The sequence below is a fragment of the Proteiniphilum propionicum genome (assembly GCF_022267555.1).
Taxonomy (GTDB): Bacteria; Bacteroidota; Bacteroidia; order Bacteroidales; family Dysgonomonadaceae; genus Proteiniphilum; species Proteiniphilum propionicum.
The window spans coordinates 3,128,193-3,144,054 of sequence record NZ_CP073586.1; the positions used below are offsets into that span (position 1 = coordinate 3,128,193).

Below are 15,862 nucleotides of genomic sequence, written 5' to 3' on the forward strand. Positions count from 1 at the left end.
ATTCTGTTCAACCTTGTAAAATCAGTTATTTTTCGATACTAACTTATCCGGGCCTTTTTTAATCTGTTTTATCATAATTGTCACCTCTGCAACAAGTAATCCTGTGAATAACACTGCGAACAAGATAAAGGTGGTGATGACATTCCCCGGAGATACTGCTGAAGCAGCTGATTGTACAGGAAGTATATCCTGAATAGTCCATGGCTGGCGGCCTACTTCGGCTACCACCCATCCCAGCTGTCCCGCAATATATGATAACGGAATACTCCACAGGGCAACATACTGAAGCCAACTGGCTGTGCTCATGCTTTTCCTGTACAGGTAGTAGAGTATTACAAAAAAGAACAGTATAAAGTAGAAACCAATAACCACCATCAGATGAAAGCTGTAAAAGGTAAGTGGCACATTGGGAATAAGATCCTCACCTTTTTCCAGGTAACCATATCCGAAATGTGCATAGTTTTCCCTTAGAACAGTTTCATAATTGGCAGCTGCCACAGCAGCAGCTGCAGCTGCTGCTGAATTGCCAGAATTAATAGCTTCATTCTCCTCCTTTCTGGCTGCCTGATAATCTGCAAGCGTCTGAATAGCCTTCCTTCCACGGGCCTGTCTCTCTTCAAACGACAATGCCACTGTGCCGTCCTGAAGTATGTATCCTCCATCTACAATATCTTTTATTCCCGGGACGAAAGCATTAATATTTCTGTATCCAAGGAGTGATAAGAGCTTTGGTATCTCAAGTTTGAAAACGTATGGGTTCACATCATCGTTGTATGCTTTCTTGGCAGGATTCAACATACCGATAGCAACTAGCCCGGCGCCCGATTTTCCCTCATATAGGCCCTCCATGGCTGCAAGCTTCATCGGCTGTTTTTGTGATACCTGATAAGCTGAGCCATCACCCGTAACTGCAAGCATAACAAAGGCGACCAGCCCTACCAGTGAACTTATTTTCAAAGTCTTTATAGCAAAATCAACGTGCCTCTTTTTAAGAAGATACCACGAAGATATTCCCACTGCGAAACTGGCACCAACACCCCATGCTGAAAAGGTAGTATGAAGAAATTTATTATATGCTACCGGCGAGAAGGCTACTGCCCAGAAATCCACCATTTCGTTACGCACTGTTTCGGGATTAAATTCCATCCCTGCAGGATATTGCATCCATGCGTTTGCAACCAAAATCCAGTATGCGGATAAGGAGGCGCCGATAAAAACCAGCCAGGTTGATGCCAGATGCATCTTCTTGCTTACCCTGTTCCAGCCAAAAAACATGATAGATATGAATGTAGCTTCCATAAAGAAAGCAAAGATACCTTCTATAGCCAAGGGAGCACCAAATATATCTCCAACAAACCAGCTGTAGTTCGACCAGTTTGTCCCAAACTGAAACTCAAGGATAATTCCTGTTGCAACGCCTATTGCAAAGTTTATCCCGAAGATTTTCTGCCAGAACCTGGTAGCACTTTTCCATTTCTCATCTCCTGTTTTCACATAGATGCTTTCCATTATTGCCATAATAAGCCCCAAACCGATTGTGAGCGGTACAAACAACCAGTGGTATCCTGCAGTGAGAGCAAATTGCGCTCTAGACCAATTAACTGTAAACACATTTAGTAGATCCATAAATTGTATATTTTATTTAATTATTCCGCTTATGGCGCTTTTTCAATTAGTTCAGTACTCACGTGCCGCGCTTTGTCAGCATCGTTATTATACCTTGAGTTTAATAGATTCGGGAAGAAGAAAGGTTTTAAAATAAAGAACATGATGATTAGTTTTATGATAACCACTATCCACAATGTCTTTCCCAGACGGCTCATGTTTAGGAATCCGTCGCGAAACATTTTAAACCAGTTGAACTTTTCCGGGGGTTTGATTATTTCTATTTCCATAATTACTGTGATTTAAATTAGAGCAAAGGTCAAACTCTTTTGCCTTATGCTTAACTAAGAAATAGCCTGATTTATATAAGCCTCTATCAGCAACAGTTCCGGCCCCTGGTAAAATGGCTGTGCCATCAGCAATACATGTAAAATCACCTGAATTCATTTTACGAATAACTTTCATTCACATGGCTGTGCCGGCAGCATTACATGAAAAGCACCGGGATAAGCTTAAGCATGCCCCATTCCGCCAAGAGGCGGCAAAAACCCGAGATCGTTCTGAACACGAATAGAACCGTTATGTTGCTCAAACTTATCAATATTATCCTTCAGTGCCATCAACAACCGTTTAGCATGTTCAGGAGTGAGGATAATTCTCGATTTTACTTTTGCTTTTGGAACACCGGGGACGATGCGAATAAAATCAATAACAAACTCAGATGAGGAGTGGGCAATAACTGCAAGGTTAGAATATACACCCTGAGCTATCTCGTCGCTCAATTCAATTTGTATCTCGTTTTCTTTATTTAAATTTTCCATTATTGATTCGTATCAGGTTCATTTAACTTAGTTCTCTTCTCGCAATGGCATAAAACAAGCGAGAATTTCCCCTGCTCGTTTATATTAACGCTATCAGCGAAGTTAATATGTACAGCAAAGAAAAAGAAATTTTTGTTATCTGCAAAAAAACAGAAGATATTCTTAATAAATCTTTCACTATTTACTAAGAATATCTTTAATTGCGTTATGAATGCCTAAAACATGCTTATACCCTATTACTATACTTAGTTGGGTATTCTCAATTCAATTCAGTTTGGCTATTATTTCATTAAGTGAATCTTTTGCATCGCCCAAAAGCAGATGAAGACCTTCGGTTCGTCTGTAGAGAGGGTTGTCTACACCTGCATACCCAGGGTTGAGGTCGTAATTGCAGATAAAAATCTCCTTGGCCTGATCAACATTCAGTACCGGCATGCCAAAGATGGGTGTATCCTTTGCTTCACGGGCAGCAGGATTTATTACATCATTAGCACCAATAACTATGGCAACATCTGTTGTAACAAAATCATCATTTACTGCATCCATTTCAAACAGTTTTTCGTAGGGAACATCAGCTTCAGCAAGAAGTACGTTCATATGACCGGGCATACGTCCGGCTACAGGATGAATAGCATACTTGACTTCGGCACCGTTAGCCTCCAGAATGTCGGCAAGCTGGCGTACCAGGTGTTGAGCCTGAGCAAGTGCCATACCGTAACCGGGTACAATAATTACAGATTTTGCCGATTTCAATATCTCTTCGGTTGTTTTTTCTGACACCTCCACAGATGCCACCTCTATGGGTTCATGTTCATCATTGCCAGGAACCGCGGCACCAGTAATAACATCATGAGATAAGCCAATCTGATCAGGGATCTTTCCTGTAACCGCTATTTTTCCAGTAACCGATGTCTTGCCGGTGAGAATATCTTTCAGGCTCCGGTTCATTGCCCTGCACATAATCTGTGTAAGCAAAAGCCCTGAAGCCCCTACAATACCACCCACTGAGACAAGCAAGAGATCGCTGACCGCCATACCGGCAATGGCACCTGCAACACCGCTCAACGAGTTTAGCAAAGATATGGTTATGGGCATATCGGCACCCCCAACCCTAATGGCAAAAGCATATCCGAAAAGTAAGCTTACAATAATACTTACAACCAACGCTATCTCCACACCGAAGGAAATATTTTTCGAAAAAGCGGAAAAGATAGCTGTCATTATCAGAACAATCAGACTGAAGTTCAATATTGCAGAATGATTTTTCCAGATCACTGGCTTCTGAGGCAGAAGCTTATGAAGTTTGCCTGCTGCCACCAGGCTTCCGGTAAGAGTAACCAGGCCTATTATAATTGCCAGTACAGATGTTACATTAACAAAAACCAGATACTCTCCAGCTATAATTCCTATACCCAGGAGAGAGAGTATGCCCACCAGAGCAGAAGCAAGCCCCCCTACACCGTTGAACAACGCAACAAGCTGAGGCATCTGTATCATTTTTACCCTCACGGCAAATGCACCTCCAATGAGAACACCTACCAGCATAAAAAGATAAATACTCCACGACTCTAGAATATTATTGAAGAGTAATGTGACTATAATAGCTAAAAAAACGCTAAAAGCGCTAATCAGATTTCCAGCGACAGCCGTCTTAACTCTGCTCATCAGCGAAATACCTAACAAAACGGCAACAGACAACAGTGCACAGATGATGATATAAACAGTACTGCTCATAATTTTTTCTTCTTTTTATCAAACATTTTAAGCATTCTGTGAGTCACTCCAAAACCGCCCACCACATTCACCGTCGCAGCAATAATGGCTATACCGCCTAACAATTGCCCCAACAGCCTACCTCCGCTGTCAACAGCTATAAGAGACAACCCTACTGCAGCCACTGCTCCAAGAAGGGTGATGCCCGACAATGCATTCATGCCTGACATCAAAGGGGTGTGCAGCAGGCTGGGTACATTTTTAATAATCAGGTAACCCACAACTGATGCGGCAATAAAAACCAGTACTAAAAAGATTGGATTCATAATTTTTCAACTGTTTAAAATGTAATTAAGCATCTGCTTAACCGCTAATGCATTTTTGATGTATATAACTTTTTTTGAATATTATAATCCCATAGCTTCACGTGCGCCCTCATGTACTACCTCGTGGTTATGAGTCACCAGAATCGATCCTGTTATCTCATCTTTAAGATCAAGCACTATCTGACCCTCTTTAATAAGATAATTCACCAGATTATAAACATTATTTGCAAACATCCAGGTGGAGCTTGCAGGAATTAAGCCGGGAATATTTTTTATGCCACCAATGGTCACATTGTGTTTCACCTCCTTTGTTCCGGCAGGGGTGATCTCGCAGTTCCCCCCCTGGTCTATTGAGATGTCAACTATTACAGAACCCTTCTTCATCTCTTTCACCATATTTTCAGTGATGAGTATTGGAGCTACCTTGCCGGGTATCAGCGCACTAAGAAAGATGATATCCATCTCACATAGTACTTTACTCAACGTCTCTCTTTCCTTCTGTATCCACTCTTCTGATAGCTTTTTAGCATACCCCCCTTCACCCATAGCCTTCTCAGCAGGTACACCCGAATCAATCACTTTGGCGCCAAGGCTCTTAGCTTGCTCATTTGCAGCGGGACGGATATCCATGGCATAGGTTACCGCACCCAGCCTCTTAGCAGTTGCCAGAGCCTGTAATCCCGCTACCCCTGCACCTATAACGAGTACATTGGCAGGTTTAAGCATTCCCACAGCTGTGAACATTTGCGGCATAAAGCAGGGAAGGTCATTTGCAGCCATTATCATTCCCTTATATCCGGCACACGTGCTCATTGAGGTGAGAGCATCCATATGCTGTGCCCTCGATATACGCGGAATACCATCAAGAGTAAGGCTCGTCACACCTGCTCCGGCAAGTTTTTTCACCATCTCATGATTTCCGGGAGAGGCAGGATGTATAAAGGTGATGAGATACTGTCCCCGGTGCATCATATCCACTTCGTGCCTGTTTTCTTTTTCGTTGAACAGCGGTTCTTTTACTTTCAGAATAAGGTCGGCTCTTTTAAATAGTTGCTTCGGGCCGGGGATCAGTTCAGCCCCTACGCCTGCATATTGCTCATCATAATAGTGGGAATTTTCTCCTGCTCCGGTTTCCACAAGGACCGTTAACCCATCCTTAACAAATTTTTTCACGGTTTCTGGAGTTGCAGCAACACGGGCTTCACCCCGCATAATCTCTTTAGGTATTCCTATAATCATAATAACTAAATTGTAAGTTAAAGTAAAATAATATTAGAATAAGTGATAGTTAACTTGAAAGATATTGTCCTCAACTGAATAATGATCTGTAAGCTGACTTATCGAAAGACAAAAATAGCAAAAATAATTTGTTTAACAACCGTTTTTGGTAATTATCAATCAGATGGATTTTGTTTTTTTCACCACCTGATAATCATTTTTAAACACTCTTTCGGATTATAATTTCTCTAATTACAGATTTAATCGTATTTTTGTGATAATATTTTGATAATTCTTAAAAATAAAAAACAATTAGTACAATGGTAAGTTATAAAGAATTGGGTCTTGTAAACTCAAGAGGGCTTTTTAAAAAAGCTATTGATGGCGGATATGCTATCCCCGCTTTTAATTTCAACAACATGGAACAATTGCAGGCCATTATATCTGCTTGTGTTGAAACCAAGTCCCCTGTGATTCTGCAAGTGTCAAGCGGTGCACGTAAATATGCCAACCAGACACTGTTGCGTTATATGGCTCAGGGAGCTGTTCAATATGCCAAAGAACTTGGCTACGAAATTCCAATTGTTCTACATCTCGACCATGGAGATAGCTTTGAACTCTGTAAAGATTGTATAGAAAACGGTTTCTCATCAGTAATGATAGACGGTTCTCACCTCCCTTATGAGGAAAATGTTGCATTGACAAAAAAGGTGGTCGATTTTGCCCATCAGCATGATGTTACTGTGGAAGGAGAATTGGGTGTACTTGCCGGCATTGAAGATGACGTGCAGGCTGAACACCACACATATACCGAACCGGATGAAGTTGTAGACTTTGTAAAACGCACCGGTGTAGACTCACTTGCAATCTCTATCGGCACCTCACACGGAGCCTTTAAGTTCACTCCCGAGCAGTGCACACGCAACAAAGATGGTGTACTGGTTCCTCCTCCTTTGCGTTTCGATATTCTTGAAGAGGTTGAAAAACGAATTCCGGGCTTCCCCATCGTTCTTCACGGATCATCATCCGTTCCGCCTCAGTATGTGGAAACCATAAACAAATATGGAGGTAAGCTGAATGACTCTATCGGCATACCCGAAGAGCAATTGCGCAGAGCTGCAAAATCGTCTGTATGTAAAATAAATATCGACTCTGACGGCCGTCTTGCTATGACAGCTGCCGTGCGTGAGGTATTTGCAACCAAACCGGCTGAATTCGATCCACGAAAATATCTCGGCCCGGCACGTGAAGAGTTGAAAAAGCTCTACATGCACAAAACTGAAAATGTATTGGGTAGCGCAGGAAAAGCGTAACAATCACTATACAGCATAACTGTAAAAAGAGGGTAAAACATAATGTGTTTTTACCCTCTTTTCATGTTTACTCTAAACCTGTCATTTTTATCTCCTTTATCTCCGTGAGATTGCCTCCACTTTTTTATTGAATGTGGTCTCTTTGAGCAAGTCATCAAGCGATATATGCATTCTGTAGCGCCAGTAATGCGAAGGATTGGCGGGCACATTAATCCTTTCGTCCGCAATATCGGGATTACGAAGCCTTTCATCTATCGACATCCAGTCCTGCAAGGGAAGAATGACCCACATGGCCGATGATTGGAGATGATGTTCAATAATCTGCAGGCAGATTGCTGTATTACATTCGGCCGGTGCGGTACCCTCTCGATGCAGTACCTCATTATAATAACGTTGTGTTAGTTCCCGGTTTTCAGTCCACCATAAACGGAGGGGCGACATATCATGTGTTGATGTAGTACAAACGGAGAGATAAGGAAGCTTTTGCAGGTCGGTGAAAGTAGCATGCTGATCTTTGGGCATTCGTTCAATCTCCAAGCTCAACATCTGCAATTCATGCATTACCGAAGGTACACAGTCGGGCACCATACCCAGGTCTTCTCCACATACCATCATCGGTGTAGATGAAATAAGCACAGGCAGTTTTTTCATTGCCTGTTCTCTCCAAAAATAGTTATGACGGTTGTAAAAAAATTCGACATAAAGGCGATTAAAAGCCTCTTTTACATTATCATCCAGATACTTGTACGAATAGGTGTATTGTGCCGTAATGCGCGGATGAAAACGATTTTGATCAAGTGGATCTCGAATAAAAAGGACCTCTGTACAAAGAGATAGAAGACCATCGCATATAAGTCGGCTTTTCTTGTCAGACTTACTATCAAATAGGTGTTTGATTTTTTTTTGAGAATCACAAAACGGCTTTAGCTTGAAACGCTGCCAACCCGATACCTCCAGGTAATTCTCCTTTACTTCTTTGGTATATTTATCAAAAATATCCGGTAAAAAATGTTCATGAATAAACGGTTTTACCATTCTCTCTTCATCGAAAGGAATACCTGCCCGGTTAATCTCTTCAGCCCAGTAGGGCAATGCCGGGTTAAAGTGGCCTAATAGTCCTTGTACGGCATCCAGAGGTATTTCCCAGATACGGAAAAATCCCAGGATATGATCGATACGGTATGCATCAAAATAGTCCGCCATTTTTTGGAATCGGCTTATCCACCATGCATACCCGTCCTCCTCCATCGCATACCAGTTGTAAGTAGGAAATCCCCAGTTTTGGCCAAAGAATGAAAAGTCGTCGGGCGGTGCACCGCTTTGCGTATCCATATTAAACAGATTGGGATTGGTCCACGCATCAATACTGTTTCTACTTATTCCGATAGGAATGTCTCCCTTGAGTGTTACACCTCTGCTGTGAGCATACTTCTTTACCCGGGAAAATTGTTTGTGAAGCAGGAACTGCACAAAGAACCAGTAATTAGTCTCATTTTTCGCTTCCGGATAAACTTCAAGCATCCGTTTCAAGCGGGCTTCATCGTAACTACTGAATTCACCCCAGTTTCTAAAGTCAGCCGTACTGTTTTTATCGCGCAGCAGACAGTAGCATGCATATGGAAAGATCCAGGCTTTATTCTTTTCATAAAATACGATGTATTCTTCCGAAGACAGTACTTCCCTACCATCCTGCACGAAGAGATCCCTGCTGTAACGTCTCTTGAGCTTAAGCACCTTTTCATAGTCCAACTTGGGTAGGCAGTTAAGATGTTCCGCCTCTTCCCTGTAATCTTTAAGCTTCTTCTTATCTTTTAAAGGATATTCCATGCACCCCAAATATATTGGGTGGAGTGCATAAATTGATATGCCACTGTATGGATAGGAGTCGCACCATGTGCCCGTGGACGTAGTATCATTCACCGGAAGCAGCTGAATAAGTTGTTGACGGGTAGCCACTGCCCAGTCTATCATCTTGTGCAGATCGGTAAAATCGCCCACTCCAAAGCTTTCGTTTGTTCTCAACGAGAAAACAGGTATTGAAGTACCCACTCCCTTATATGAAAAGTGATGATGATGATATTGCAGAGCCATCTCAGCAAAGAGCCTGTAGTTTTTATGAGCCTTTCCTGCATACAGAATGCGGTTTCCACCATCTTCCCAGTGAATGGCTTTTCCACTTTTTTTATCGAGAATGACAAACTTATAATAACATGTTTCGGGCAGTTCCTCAGCATCAAGCACTATCTGCCATTCGCCGTCATTCACGAGCGATAGTGTTTTGGCTTTTTTTAAGTCCCATCCGCCCAATGCCTCGCAATCGCCGCTCACGGAAAGGATCTGGTCCCTGCATACATAAGGACATGTTACATTCAATAAAACTGTTTGAGAGTAATATTCTGAGGGTAGAGGCTCTTTTTCATGAAAAAATATACTTTCTGTAAAAGCCGATGAGTATAAATAGGTGTGGTATGGCCTGTTTTTCCAAAGGTCCTGAACAAGATACTCTTTAATCTTTTCAATGACGTTAAGTCTTCGGTTGCTTCCCCATTCACGTCGAATGGTACTGTTCCCCTGCCTGATAAAATAGTAGTATTGAAGCTCTGCCGTTTCTGATACATTAATTTCCGTATACCACCTGTCGCCATCATTCGAAAGGACAACAGCATCGGTTTCATTATAATTACCCAGTTCGGGAATAGAACCACAGAGGCATACCGACTGACCCCATGTGGTATGATAATCAATTTGAAAAGTAAGAAGTACCATTCTGTTTCTTTCGTTTAGTAAGATTTTCTTCTTTTTTAACGTATTATGCGTATTAAATTATTTTAGATTCAGAACAAATCTACAACTATTAGTCAACGAAAGAAGTGATTACATGCAACTTTTACTCATAAAACAGTGCAAACGATTGCGACAAAACATATCTCTTGCTACACTATAATACTTCCTGCCCTCCCCAAGCGTGCCCGAAACGATGGCGATAAAACATGTTTTTTGTAACACCATCCGTCACATTTTCACATTTAGAAATACAACAATCACTAATTCGCGCATCAAATATAATCAGCTGCCAGAACAATAATGGCAGCTTTAAGTTAAATAAAAAGAAGGATAAGCAGTTGCGCCGTAATTACTCTGAGAAACATCGTAAGTGGATATACGGTTGCATAACTCACTGAAGGCACATCATTTCCGGCTGTCGCATTTGAATATGACAATGCTGGCGGATCGGTCATACTGCCTGCAATCAATCCCATAAGTGTAAAATAGTTCAGCTTACATACCTTTCTTCCTATAGTACCAATTATCAATAATGGAATCACGGTGATGATAGCGCCATAGCCAATCCATTTGTAGCCACCATTAACTACTGTTTCTACAAAATTCTCACCGGCACCCAATCCCACGCAAGCAAGGAAAATTGCAATACCTATCTCCCGTAACATCAGATTTGCACTCATAGTGGTATATGTAACAAGCTTGTATTTAGGGCCGAATTTACTTATCAGAATTGATATGATAAGCGGGCCGCCTGCAAGCCCAAGTTTCACAGGCTGAGGAATACCGGGTAACATAAAAGGGATGCTTCCCACTAATACACCCAGTGCTATTCCCAGAAATATTGATATAAGATTGGGTTCTCTAAGCCGTTTCAGAGAGTTTCCAAGAAATTTTTCAACGTTGGCAATATCTGACTCAGCCCCTACCACCGTTACACGGTCACCCAACTGCAGCTGGAGCCTCGAATCGGCAATAAGGTCGACACCGGCGCGATTCACACGTGTAATATTTACTCCAAAAATATTTCTCAATTTCAGGTTACCTATTGATCGGCCGTTGATCTCGGATTTGGTGATGTTAATTCTGCGGGAAACAAGTTGTGAATCGAGCTTATTCCACTCCTCCCTACCCATATCTATAAGCTTTCCTATGAGAGCTTCAATAACATCAATATTCTTAAGGTTTGAAACAACCATAATTTTGTCATCCTCATTCAATATTGTTTCTGTACGCGGTACCGCCAGTCCATTTGTCTGTGAGTGTAAAACCCTGGAAATCACAAATTCCTTGTCAATAAGTGTTTTTACTTCATGTATATTCTTTCCGAAAATGGCGGGATTCTTAACCTGAAGCGAGAACATATGTGCTTCATTCATTTTGGATTCGCTGTTTTCATCGAGCCTTTTATTCTCTTTGTGAAGATCAATTTTGAATATATATCTGAAAAATACAATACTCATTATTATCCCCACTACTCCAAGCGGATAGGTCACGGCATATGCTGTGGCAATAGAAGGATCGGTTGAACCGGTAATATCGGTATATGTTTGCTGAGCCGCACCCAAGCCAGGTGTATTGGTTACAGCACCCGAAAGGATACCCACCATGGTTACAATGGGTATTCCATTAACAAGATGAATAACGTATGCTGTTAAAACTCCAAGTATTACAACACCCGATGCCAGCAGGTTCAGTGTCATTCCTCCCTGCTTGAACGAAGAAAAAAAGCTGGGGCCCACCTGCATTCCAATGGAATAGATAAAAAGGATAAGCCCAAACTCTTTCAGAAAGTGCAATACCTCACCGTTAACCTCCAGTCCAAGATGTCCTAAAAATATACCAAGAAAAAGTATCCATGTTGTCCCCAGCGATATACCAAATATTTTTATTTTCCCCAGTAATAAACCTCCGGAAATAACAAGAGCAAGAACTAATATTGAATGCGCAATCCCAGAACCTGTAACTAACTCTACTAACCACTCCATTTGTAAATAACCTAAATAATATCAATTTTTTAAAGTTGCGCAAAGGTAATACTTATTTTATTTAATTCAAAAACGAAACGAAACAGCAACCCATTGATCCATCACCAAAAAGTGCTGATATACTAAGCCGTATTCTTCGCTTTTGGCGCGGATGGCAGGGATATCCTCTGCGAAGAACCCGCTCATAACAATCTGTCCGCCAACATTTAGCACGTTAACATATAATGGAAAATCCCTTAAAAGAATATTCCTGTTGATATTGGCTAAAATTACATCATATGTTTCAGAGCCTAACAACCCGGCACCTCCCTGCAACACTCGAATGTTTTCAGTACCGTTCAGTTGCACATTCTCAAGAGCATTGCTATAGGCCCACTCATCTATATCGATAGCTGTAACGCGCTCAGCCCCTTTCATCGATGCTAATATTGCCAGCAAAGCCGTACCGCATCCCATATCAAGAACCGATTTACCTGCCAGGTTCATGGCTAGAATCTCTTTCATCATCAAACCAGTGGTCTGGTGATGGCCGGTTCCGAAAGCCATCTTAGGATCGATAAGAATGTTGTATTCATACTCCTTTTCCGGCCGGTGGAAAGAGCTATGGATGCATACCTTTTCATCGATTACAATAGGCTGAAAATAGTTTTTCTCCCACTCTTCGTTCCAGTCTTTATCTTCCATTGCATGGGATGAATAGGTGATTGTTGCTTCCATGGGAAATTTCGAAAGAAGATCATCAATCTCTTTCTCCGAAAACAGGGTTGCCGGTAAGTAGGCATCCAAACCTCTGTTTGCCGGAACAAATGTCTCAAATCCAATCTCAGCCAGAAGTGCTGCCAGAACATCGGTTATAACCTCATTTGCCGGATTACAATCAAATTGTACCTGAATATACTGCATAATATTTTATTTTATAATAATAGAAAGCGTTTTGGTTTTTTACTCAAAAATCTTGCTCACTTTGTTGACTTTCATAAACTTAATAGCCAAGCAAATGTCTCGATTTGCCATATATAAATAATTGCCGGCAGAATTGGTTTTGCCGAAAATCAGTAATCTTTATCCAGTATTGTCTGGTGTCGAAATAAACATTTACCTAAGTATTATCATTTATAAACTATTTGATATTTTGGGCTTTAGGAGCAAGTTCTTCTGCTGAATGCAAAAATCTAATCTGTACTTCTCGTCTCAAAAGCAGTTTTTCAGCCATAAAAATGAGACTACAAAATTAAACAACTTTTCCTTATGTCTTATATAAAAACGGAGCTACATGGAAAAGTTACTGTCACCAAAAAAAGTAAAAAACCCGATACTTGTACATAAAATTTGTTTATAAGTGTTACAATTTACACCATTTCTATAAATATAAATCCGGAATTACTTTTTTTGTCTTACTTTTATCAACCCAAATGAATTTTTACGATGATGAGAACCTTATTTACAATCACTTTTTTAGTGGGCACTTTCTCAATCCTATTATATGGGCAGAGTGCCAACGTACAAAAGCTCATTCAGGAAGGTGTGGAACTGCACGATGCGGGTGAATATAAGAGCGCTATCGGGAAATACAGAAAAGCTCTTGAAATTGATCCAAAAGATATTCATGCAACCTATGAACTGTCATTGTCATATCTGGCACTTAATGATTATCAAAATGCATCGAAATTCAGTACTGTAGTAATTAATTCAAAGAATAAAGAGCTTTCAACCGGTGCTTACGCTGTAAAAAGTGAAGCACTGGCAGGAATGAACCGGCTGGAAGATGCCATCAATCTCCTTGAAGAAGGATTAATAAAAAACGGTGATGAATATCTACTTCATTTCAATTTGGCTGTTAACCATTACAAAAAAGGAGATATTGAAAATGCAATCGGACATATAAAAAAATCAATCGACCTGGATAAATCGCACAGCGACGCCTTCCTTCTTAACGCATATGCTTTGAACGACAAAGGATTATGGGTCCAGAGCATACTCTCGTTCCAGATGTTTCTTCTGCTGGAACCAGACAGCAAGCGTTCTAAAAACGCGTTCGAGGAGATGTTGCGCACCATGCGAATAAAAATTACTGAAGAGCCCTTGGAAAGATCTTTTATTCAACAGCAGTTGATTCGTAAAACAACCAAATCGTCGAGTCATGGAGAAATTCCTCCACTTAGCATAGAGGAAGGATTAAACCGAAATTTTGTTTACCATGCCATCATCACTGCTCTTGATTCATTGAAAAATACACCTGAAGAAGAAAGTGAATTTACACTTTTCAAGACTGTCAACAAAGAGATTATGCAGGTCATTGATAAAGAAAGCAAGAGAGATAATAATAGTTCTAAAGAGGGAGTATTATGGACGTTTTACATTCCCTTTTTCTCACATATATTTCAATCTGATTATTATGACACATTCTGCCGCTATATCAGCGTTTCGTACTACCACGATTCATATGAATGGTGGCAACAAAATACCGATATCGCACAGAATTTTATTACATGGTTCGAAAAAGGTGATAACATCTGAGATAAATATTACAAAAAATTTTTATCTTTAGATTGAATTCCGCAAATATGGAAATAAATAACGAGGAACGGCTACTGGAAGAGTTGCGCAACCCGCGCACAGCTCGTAAAGCGTTTGCCGGTATTGTGTCTGAATACAGCGAAAGGCTTTACTGGCAGATACGAAAAATGGTTTTGTCTCACGATGATGCCAACGATATCCTTCAGGATGTGTTCATAAAAGCCTGGACAAATCTTGATCATTTCAGGGGTGAGGCCAAGGTTAGTACCTGGTTATATCGTATTGCTATTAACGAAAGCATCACCTTTCTGAACAAAAAGAGAAGCCAGAATAACGTTTCCATTGACGATGATGACTCTTTTCTGCTAAACACGATAGAAGGAGACGAATATTTTGACGGTGATAAAGCACAATTACTCCTGCAGAAAGCCATCCTTACCCTTCCCGAAAAGCAACGACTTGTTTTTCAGATGAAATACTTTGACGAGATGAAATATGAAGATATGTCCGACATACTTGGTACTTCAGTTGGCGCCCTGAAAGCATCTTACCATCATGCTGTAAAGAAAATTGAAAAATTTTTGGACAAAACACATTAAACCTTTTACCTATCGTTAAGTCTATTTATCAGTACAGCGAAAAAATAAAAGGTATGGAAACCAAATTTAACAAATTAAAAGAAATAGATAAAACTAAAACTCCTTTTAAAGTACCCGAAAATTATTTCGCACAATTTAATGAAGAAATAATAAATCGCCTGCCGGAGAGGGAGATTATAAAACCACAGGTTATTACCATGTGGGATAGGGTAAAACCCTGGGTTTATATGGCTGCCATGTTCGTGGGTATGTATGTTGTCATAAATTTTTTGATTAAAGAAAAAAATAAGAGTAGCAATATTGCAGACTATCAGAATGTTCCGGAACAAACACTCACCGGATCGCCTCAAGTTGATAATTATTGGTCAACTGTTCAGATAACCGAAGAGGAATTCTATCAGTATCTGGAAGAACAAATGATAAATGACGGCTACTTCGATTACATGTACAAACAATATTATTTAAACTAATAATTATCATACATCTTTTAAAGGATTTTTGTTATGAGAAAAAGTATTGTATTGCTTTTTTCGGTGCTGATGCTTCCGGTATTCTCCTTTACAATATCTGCCCAGAACAGAAAAATGAACATGGCTGATTACGAAAAGAGAAAAATGGAATATATAAAGAAGGAAGCCGGACTAACTCAGGAAGAGGCAAATAAATATTTCCCTCTGAACAATGAGTTGACACAAAAGAAGTTCGATCTGCATAAGCGCCACAGAGATAAAATTGATCGTATTAAGGATAACAACAACATCTCAGAGGAAGAATACAGAAAGATGCTGGATGACGATGTGGATGTAAAGCTCAGAGAAGCAGCACTTGACAAAGAGTATTCTGCAAAATTCGAAAAGGTGCTTTCTCCCGAGAAGCTATATAGAGCTCAGCAAGCCGAGAGAAGCTTTATCCAGAAAGAGGTGACTAACTTCAGAAGCGGACAGGGAAGCCGGGGAAATAAATAGATGAAGATGAATTAAT

Annotated in this window: 14 protein-coding genes and 1 pseudogene; 5 read left to right on the plus strand and 10 right to left on the minus strand. The window is 40.5% G+C overall.

What is annotated here, in order from left to right; all coding sequences use genetic code 11:
* Nucleotides 1–21: 21 nt before the first annotated feature.
* The 7 genes and pseudogenes from KDN43_RS13005 to KDN43_RS13035 form a co-directional block, all read right to left on the minus strand.
* On the minus strand, nucleotides 22–1,626 hold the full coding sequence (locus KDN43_RS13005; protein WP_238866758.1) for a cytochrome ubiquinol oxidase subunit I: 1,605 nt from the start codon (nucleotides 1,624–1,626) through the stop codon (nucleotides 22–24).
* 29 nt (nucleotides 1,627–1,655) lie between these two features.
* Nucleotides 1,656–1,895, minus strand: coding sequence for a DUF4492 domain-containing protein (locus KDN43_RS13010; protein ID WP_238866760.1), 240 nt, complete (start codon nucleotides 1,893–1,895; stop codon nucleotides 1,656–1,658).
* Nucleotides 1,849–2,070, minus strand: coding sequence for a hypothetical protein (locus KDN43_RS13015; protein WP_238866763.1), 222 nt, complete (start codon nucleotides 2,068–2,070; stop codon nucleotides 1,849–1,851). The genes KDN43_RS13010 and KDN43_RS13015 overlap by 47 nt, the downstream gene beginning before the upstream one ends.
* A gap of 47 nt (nucleotides 2,071–2,117) precedes the next feature.
* Nucleotides 2,118–2,426 carry a DUF3467 domain-containing protein gene (locus tag KDN43_RS13020; protein ID WP_238866764.1) on the minus strand — a complete coding sequence of 103 codons (309 nt, stop codon included), beginning with the start codon at nucleotides 2,424–2,426 and terminating at the stop codon, nucleotides 2,118–2,120.
* A 267-nt stretch (nucleotides 2,427–2,693) separates the two neighbouring features.
* A pseudogene (locus KDN43_RS13025) lies at nucleotides 2,694–4,160 on the minus strand (NAD(P)(+) transhydrogenase (Re/Si-specific) subunit beta); the annotation flags it as partial.
* Nucleotides 4,157–4,465, minus strand: a complete 309-nt coding sequence (locus KDN43_RS13030) for an NAD(P) transhydrogenase subunit alpha (protein WP_238866768.1) — start codon at nucleotides 4,463–4,465, stop codon at nucleotides 4,157–4,159. The gene KDN43_RS13030 and the pseudogene KDN43_RS13025, both read right to left, overlap by 4 nt.
* A gap of 81 nt (nucleotides 4,466–4,546) precedes the next feature.
* Nucleotides 4,547–5,704 (minus strand): NAD(P) transhydrogenase subunit alpha, encoded by a 1,158-nt coding sequence (locus KDN43_RS13035; protein ID WP_238866770.1) that lies wholly within the window; start codon nucleotides 5,702–5,704, stop codon nucleotides 4,547–4,549.
* Between the two features lie 299 nt (nucleotides 5,705–6,003).
* Here KDN43_RS13035 and KDN43_RS13040 point away from each other — a divergent pair, with 299 nt between their 5' ends.
* Nucleotides 6,004–6,996: a class II fructose-bisphosphate aldolase gene (locus tag KDN43_RS13040; RefSeq protein WP_238866772.1), complete on the plus strand. Its 993-nt coding sequence runs from the start codon at nucleotides 6,004–6,006 to the stop codon at nucleotides 6,994–6,996.
* Nucleotides 6,997–7,092: 96 nt separating this feature from the next.
* Here the strand turns inward: KDN43_RS13040 and KDN43_RS13045 are convergent, their stop codons facing one another.
* The 3 genes from KDN43_RS13045 to prmA form a co-directional block, all read right to left on the minus strand.
* Entirely contained in the window at nucleotides 7,093–9,762 is a 2,670-nt protein-coding gene (locus tag KDN43_RS13045) for a 4-alpha-glucanotransferase (protein ID WP_238866774.1), read from the minus strand.
* A gap of 332 nt (nucleotides 9,763–10,094) precedes the next feature.
* Complete coding sequence (locus KDN43_RS13050) at nucleotides 10,095–11,765, minus strand: putative transporter (RefSeq protein WP_238866777.1); 1,671 nt, start codon at nucleotides 11,763–11,765, stop codon at nucleotides 10,095–10,097.
* Between the two features lie 66 nt (nucleotides 11,766–11,831).
* Complete coding sequence (prmA, locus tag KDN43_RS13055; protein ID WP_238866779.1) at nucleotides 11,832–12,668, minus strand: 50S ribosomal protein L11 methyltransferase; 837 nt, start codon at nucleotides 12,666–12,668, stop codon at nucleotides 11,832–11,834.
* 522 nt (nucleotides 12,669–13,190) lie between these two features.
* On the opposite strand from prmA, the gene KDN43_RS13060 reads away from it, so the two are divergent.
* From KDN43_RS13060 to KDN43_RS13075, 4 genes are read left to right on the plus strand one after another with little or no spacing between them, the layout of a single operon-like run.
* The gene (locus tag KDN43_RS13060) at nucleotides 13,191–14,282 is read left to right on the plus strand and encodes a tetratricopeptide repeat protein (protein ID WP_238866781.1); all 1,092 of its coding nucleotides are present in this window, start codon (nucleotides 13,191–13,193) and stop codon (nucleotides 14,280–14,282) included.
* A gap of 47 nt (nucleotides 14,283–14,329) precedes the next feature.
* A complete protein-coding gene (locus tag KDN43_RS13065) occupies nucleotides 14,330–14,881 on the plus strand; it encodes an RNA polymerase sigma factor (protein ID WP_238866783.1) in 552 nt (183 codons plus the stop codon).
* A 53-nt stretch (nucleotides 14,882–14,934) separates the two neighbouring features.
* On the plus strand, nucleotides 14,935–15,351 hold the full coding sequence (locus KDN43_RS13070) for a hypothetical protein (protein WP_238866785.1): 417 nt from the start codon (nucleotides 14,935–14,937) through the stop codon (nucleotides 15,349–15,351).
* Between the two features lie 33 nt (nucleotides 15,352–15,384).
* The gene (locus KDN43_RS13075; protein ID WP_238866786.1) at nucleotides 15,385–15,846 is read left to right on the plus strand and encodes a hypothetical protein; all 462 of its coding nucleotides are present in this window, start codon (nucleotides 15,385–15,387) and stop codon (nucleotides 15,844–15,846) included.
* The last annotated feature ends 16 nt before the right edge of the window (nucleotides 15,847–15,862 follow it).

Coding starts and splice junctions, on each gene's coding strand:
- KDN43_RS13020 (WP_238866764.1), bottom strand. CDS start 2,426: ATGGAAAATTTAAATAAAGAAAACGAGATACAAATTGAATTGAGCGAC.
- prmA (WP_238866779.1), bottom strand. CDS start 12,668: ATGCAGTATATTCAGGTACAATTTGATTGTAATCCGGCAAATGAGGTT.
- KDN43_RS13050 (WP_238866777.1), bottom strand. CDS start 11,765: ATGGAGTGGTTAGTAGAGTTAGTTACAGGTTCTGGGATTGCGCATTCA.
- KDN43_RS13075 (WP_238866786.1), top strand. CDS start 15,385: ATGAGAAAAAGTATTGTATTGCTTTTTTCGGTGCTGATGCTTCCGGTA.
- KDN43_RS13045 (WP_238866774.1), bottom strand. CDS start 9,762: ATGGTACTTCTTACTTTTCAAATTGATTATCATACCACATGGGGTCAG.
- KDN43_RS13005 (WP_238866758.1), bottom strand. CDS start 1,626: ATGGATCTACTAAATGTGTTTACAGTTAATTGGTCTAGAGCGCAATTT.
- KDN43_RS13065 (WP_238866783.1), top strand. CDS start 14,330: ATGGAAATAAATAACGAGGAACGGCTACTGGAAGAGTTGCGCAACCCG.
- KDN43_RS13030 (WP_238866768.1), bottom strand. CDS start 4,465: ATGAATCCAATCTTTTTAGTACTGGTTTTTATTGCCGCATCAGTTGTG.
- KDN43_RS13070 (WP_238866785.1), top strand. CDS start 14,935: ATGGAAACCAAATTTAACAAATTAAAAGAAATAGATAAAACTAAAACT.
- KDN43_RS13015 (WP_238866763.1), bottom strand. CDS start 2,070: ATGAAAGTTATTCGTAAAATGAATTCAGGTGATTTTACATGTATTGCT.
- KDN43_RS13010 (WP_238866760.1), bottom strand. CDS start 1,895: ATGGAAATAGAAATAATCAAACCCCCGGAAAAGTTCAACTGGTTTAAA.
- KDN43_RS13035 (WP_238866770.1), bottom strand. CDS start 5,704: ATGATTATAGGAATACCTAAAGAGATTATGCGGGGTGAAGCCCGTGTT.
- KDN43_RS13060 (WP_238866781.1), top strand. CDS start 13,191: ATGATGAGAACCTTATTTACAATCACTTTTTTAGTGGGCACTTTCTCA.
- KDN43_RS13040 (WP_238866772.1), top strand. CDS start 6,004: ATGGTAAGTTATAAAGAATTGGGTCTTGTAAACTCAAGAGGGCTTTTT.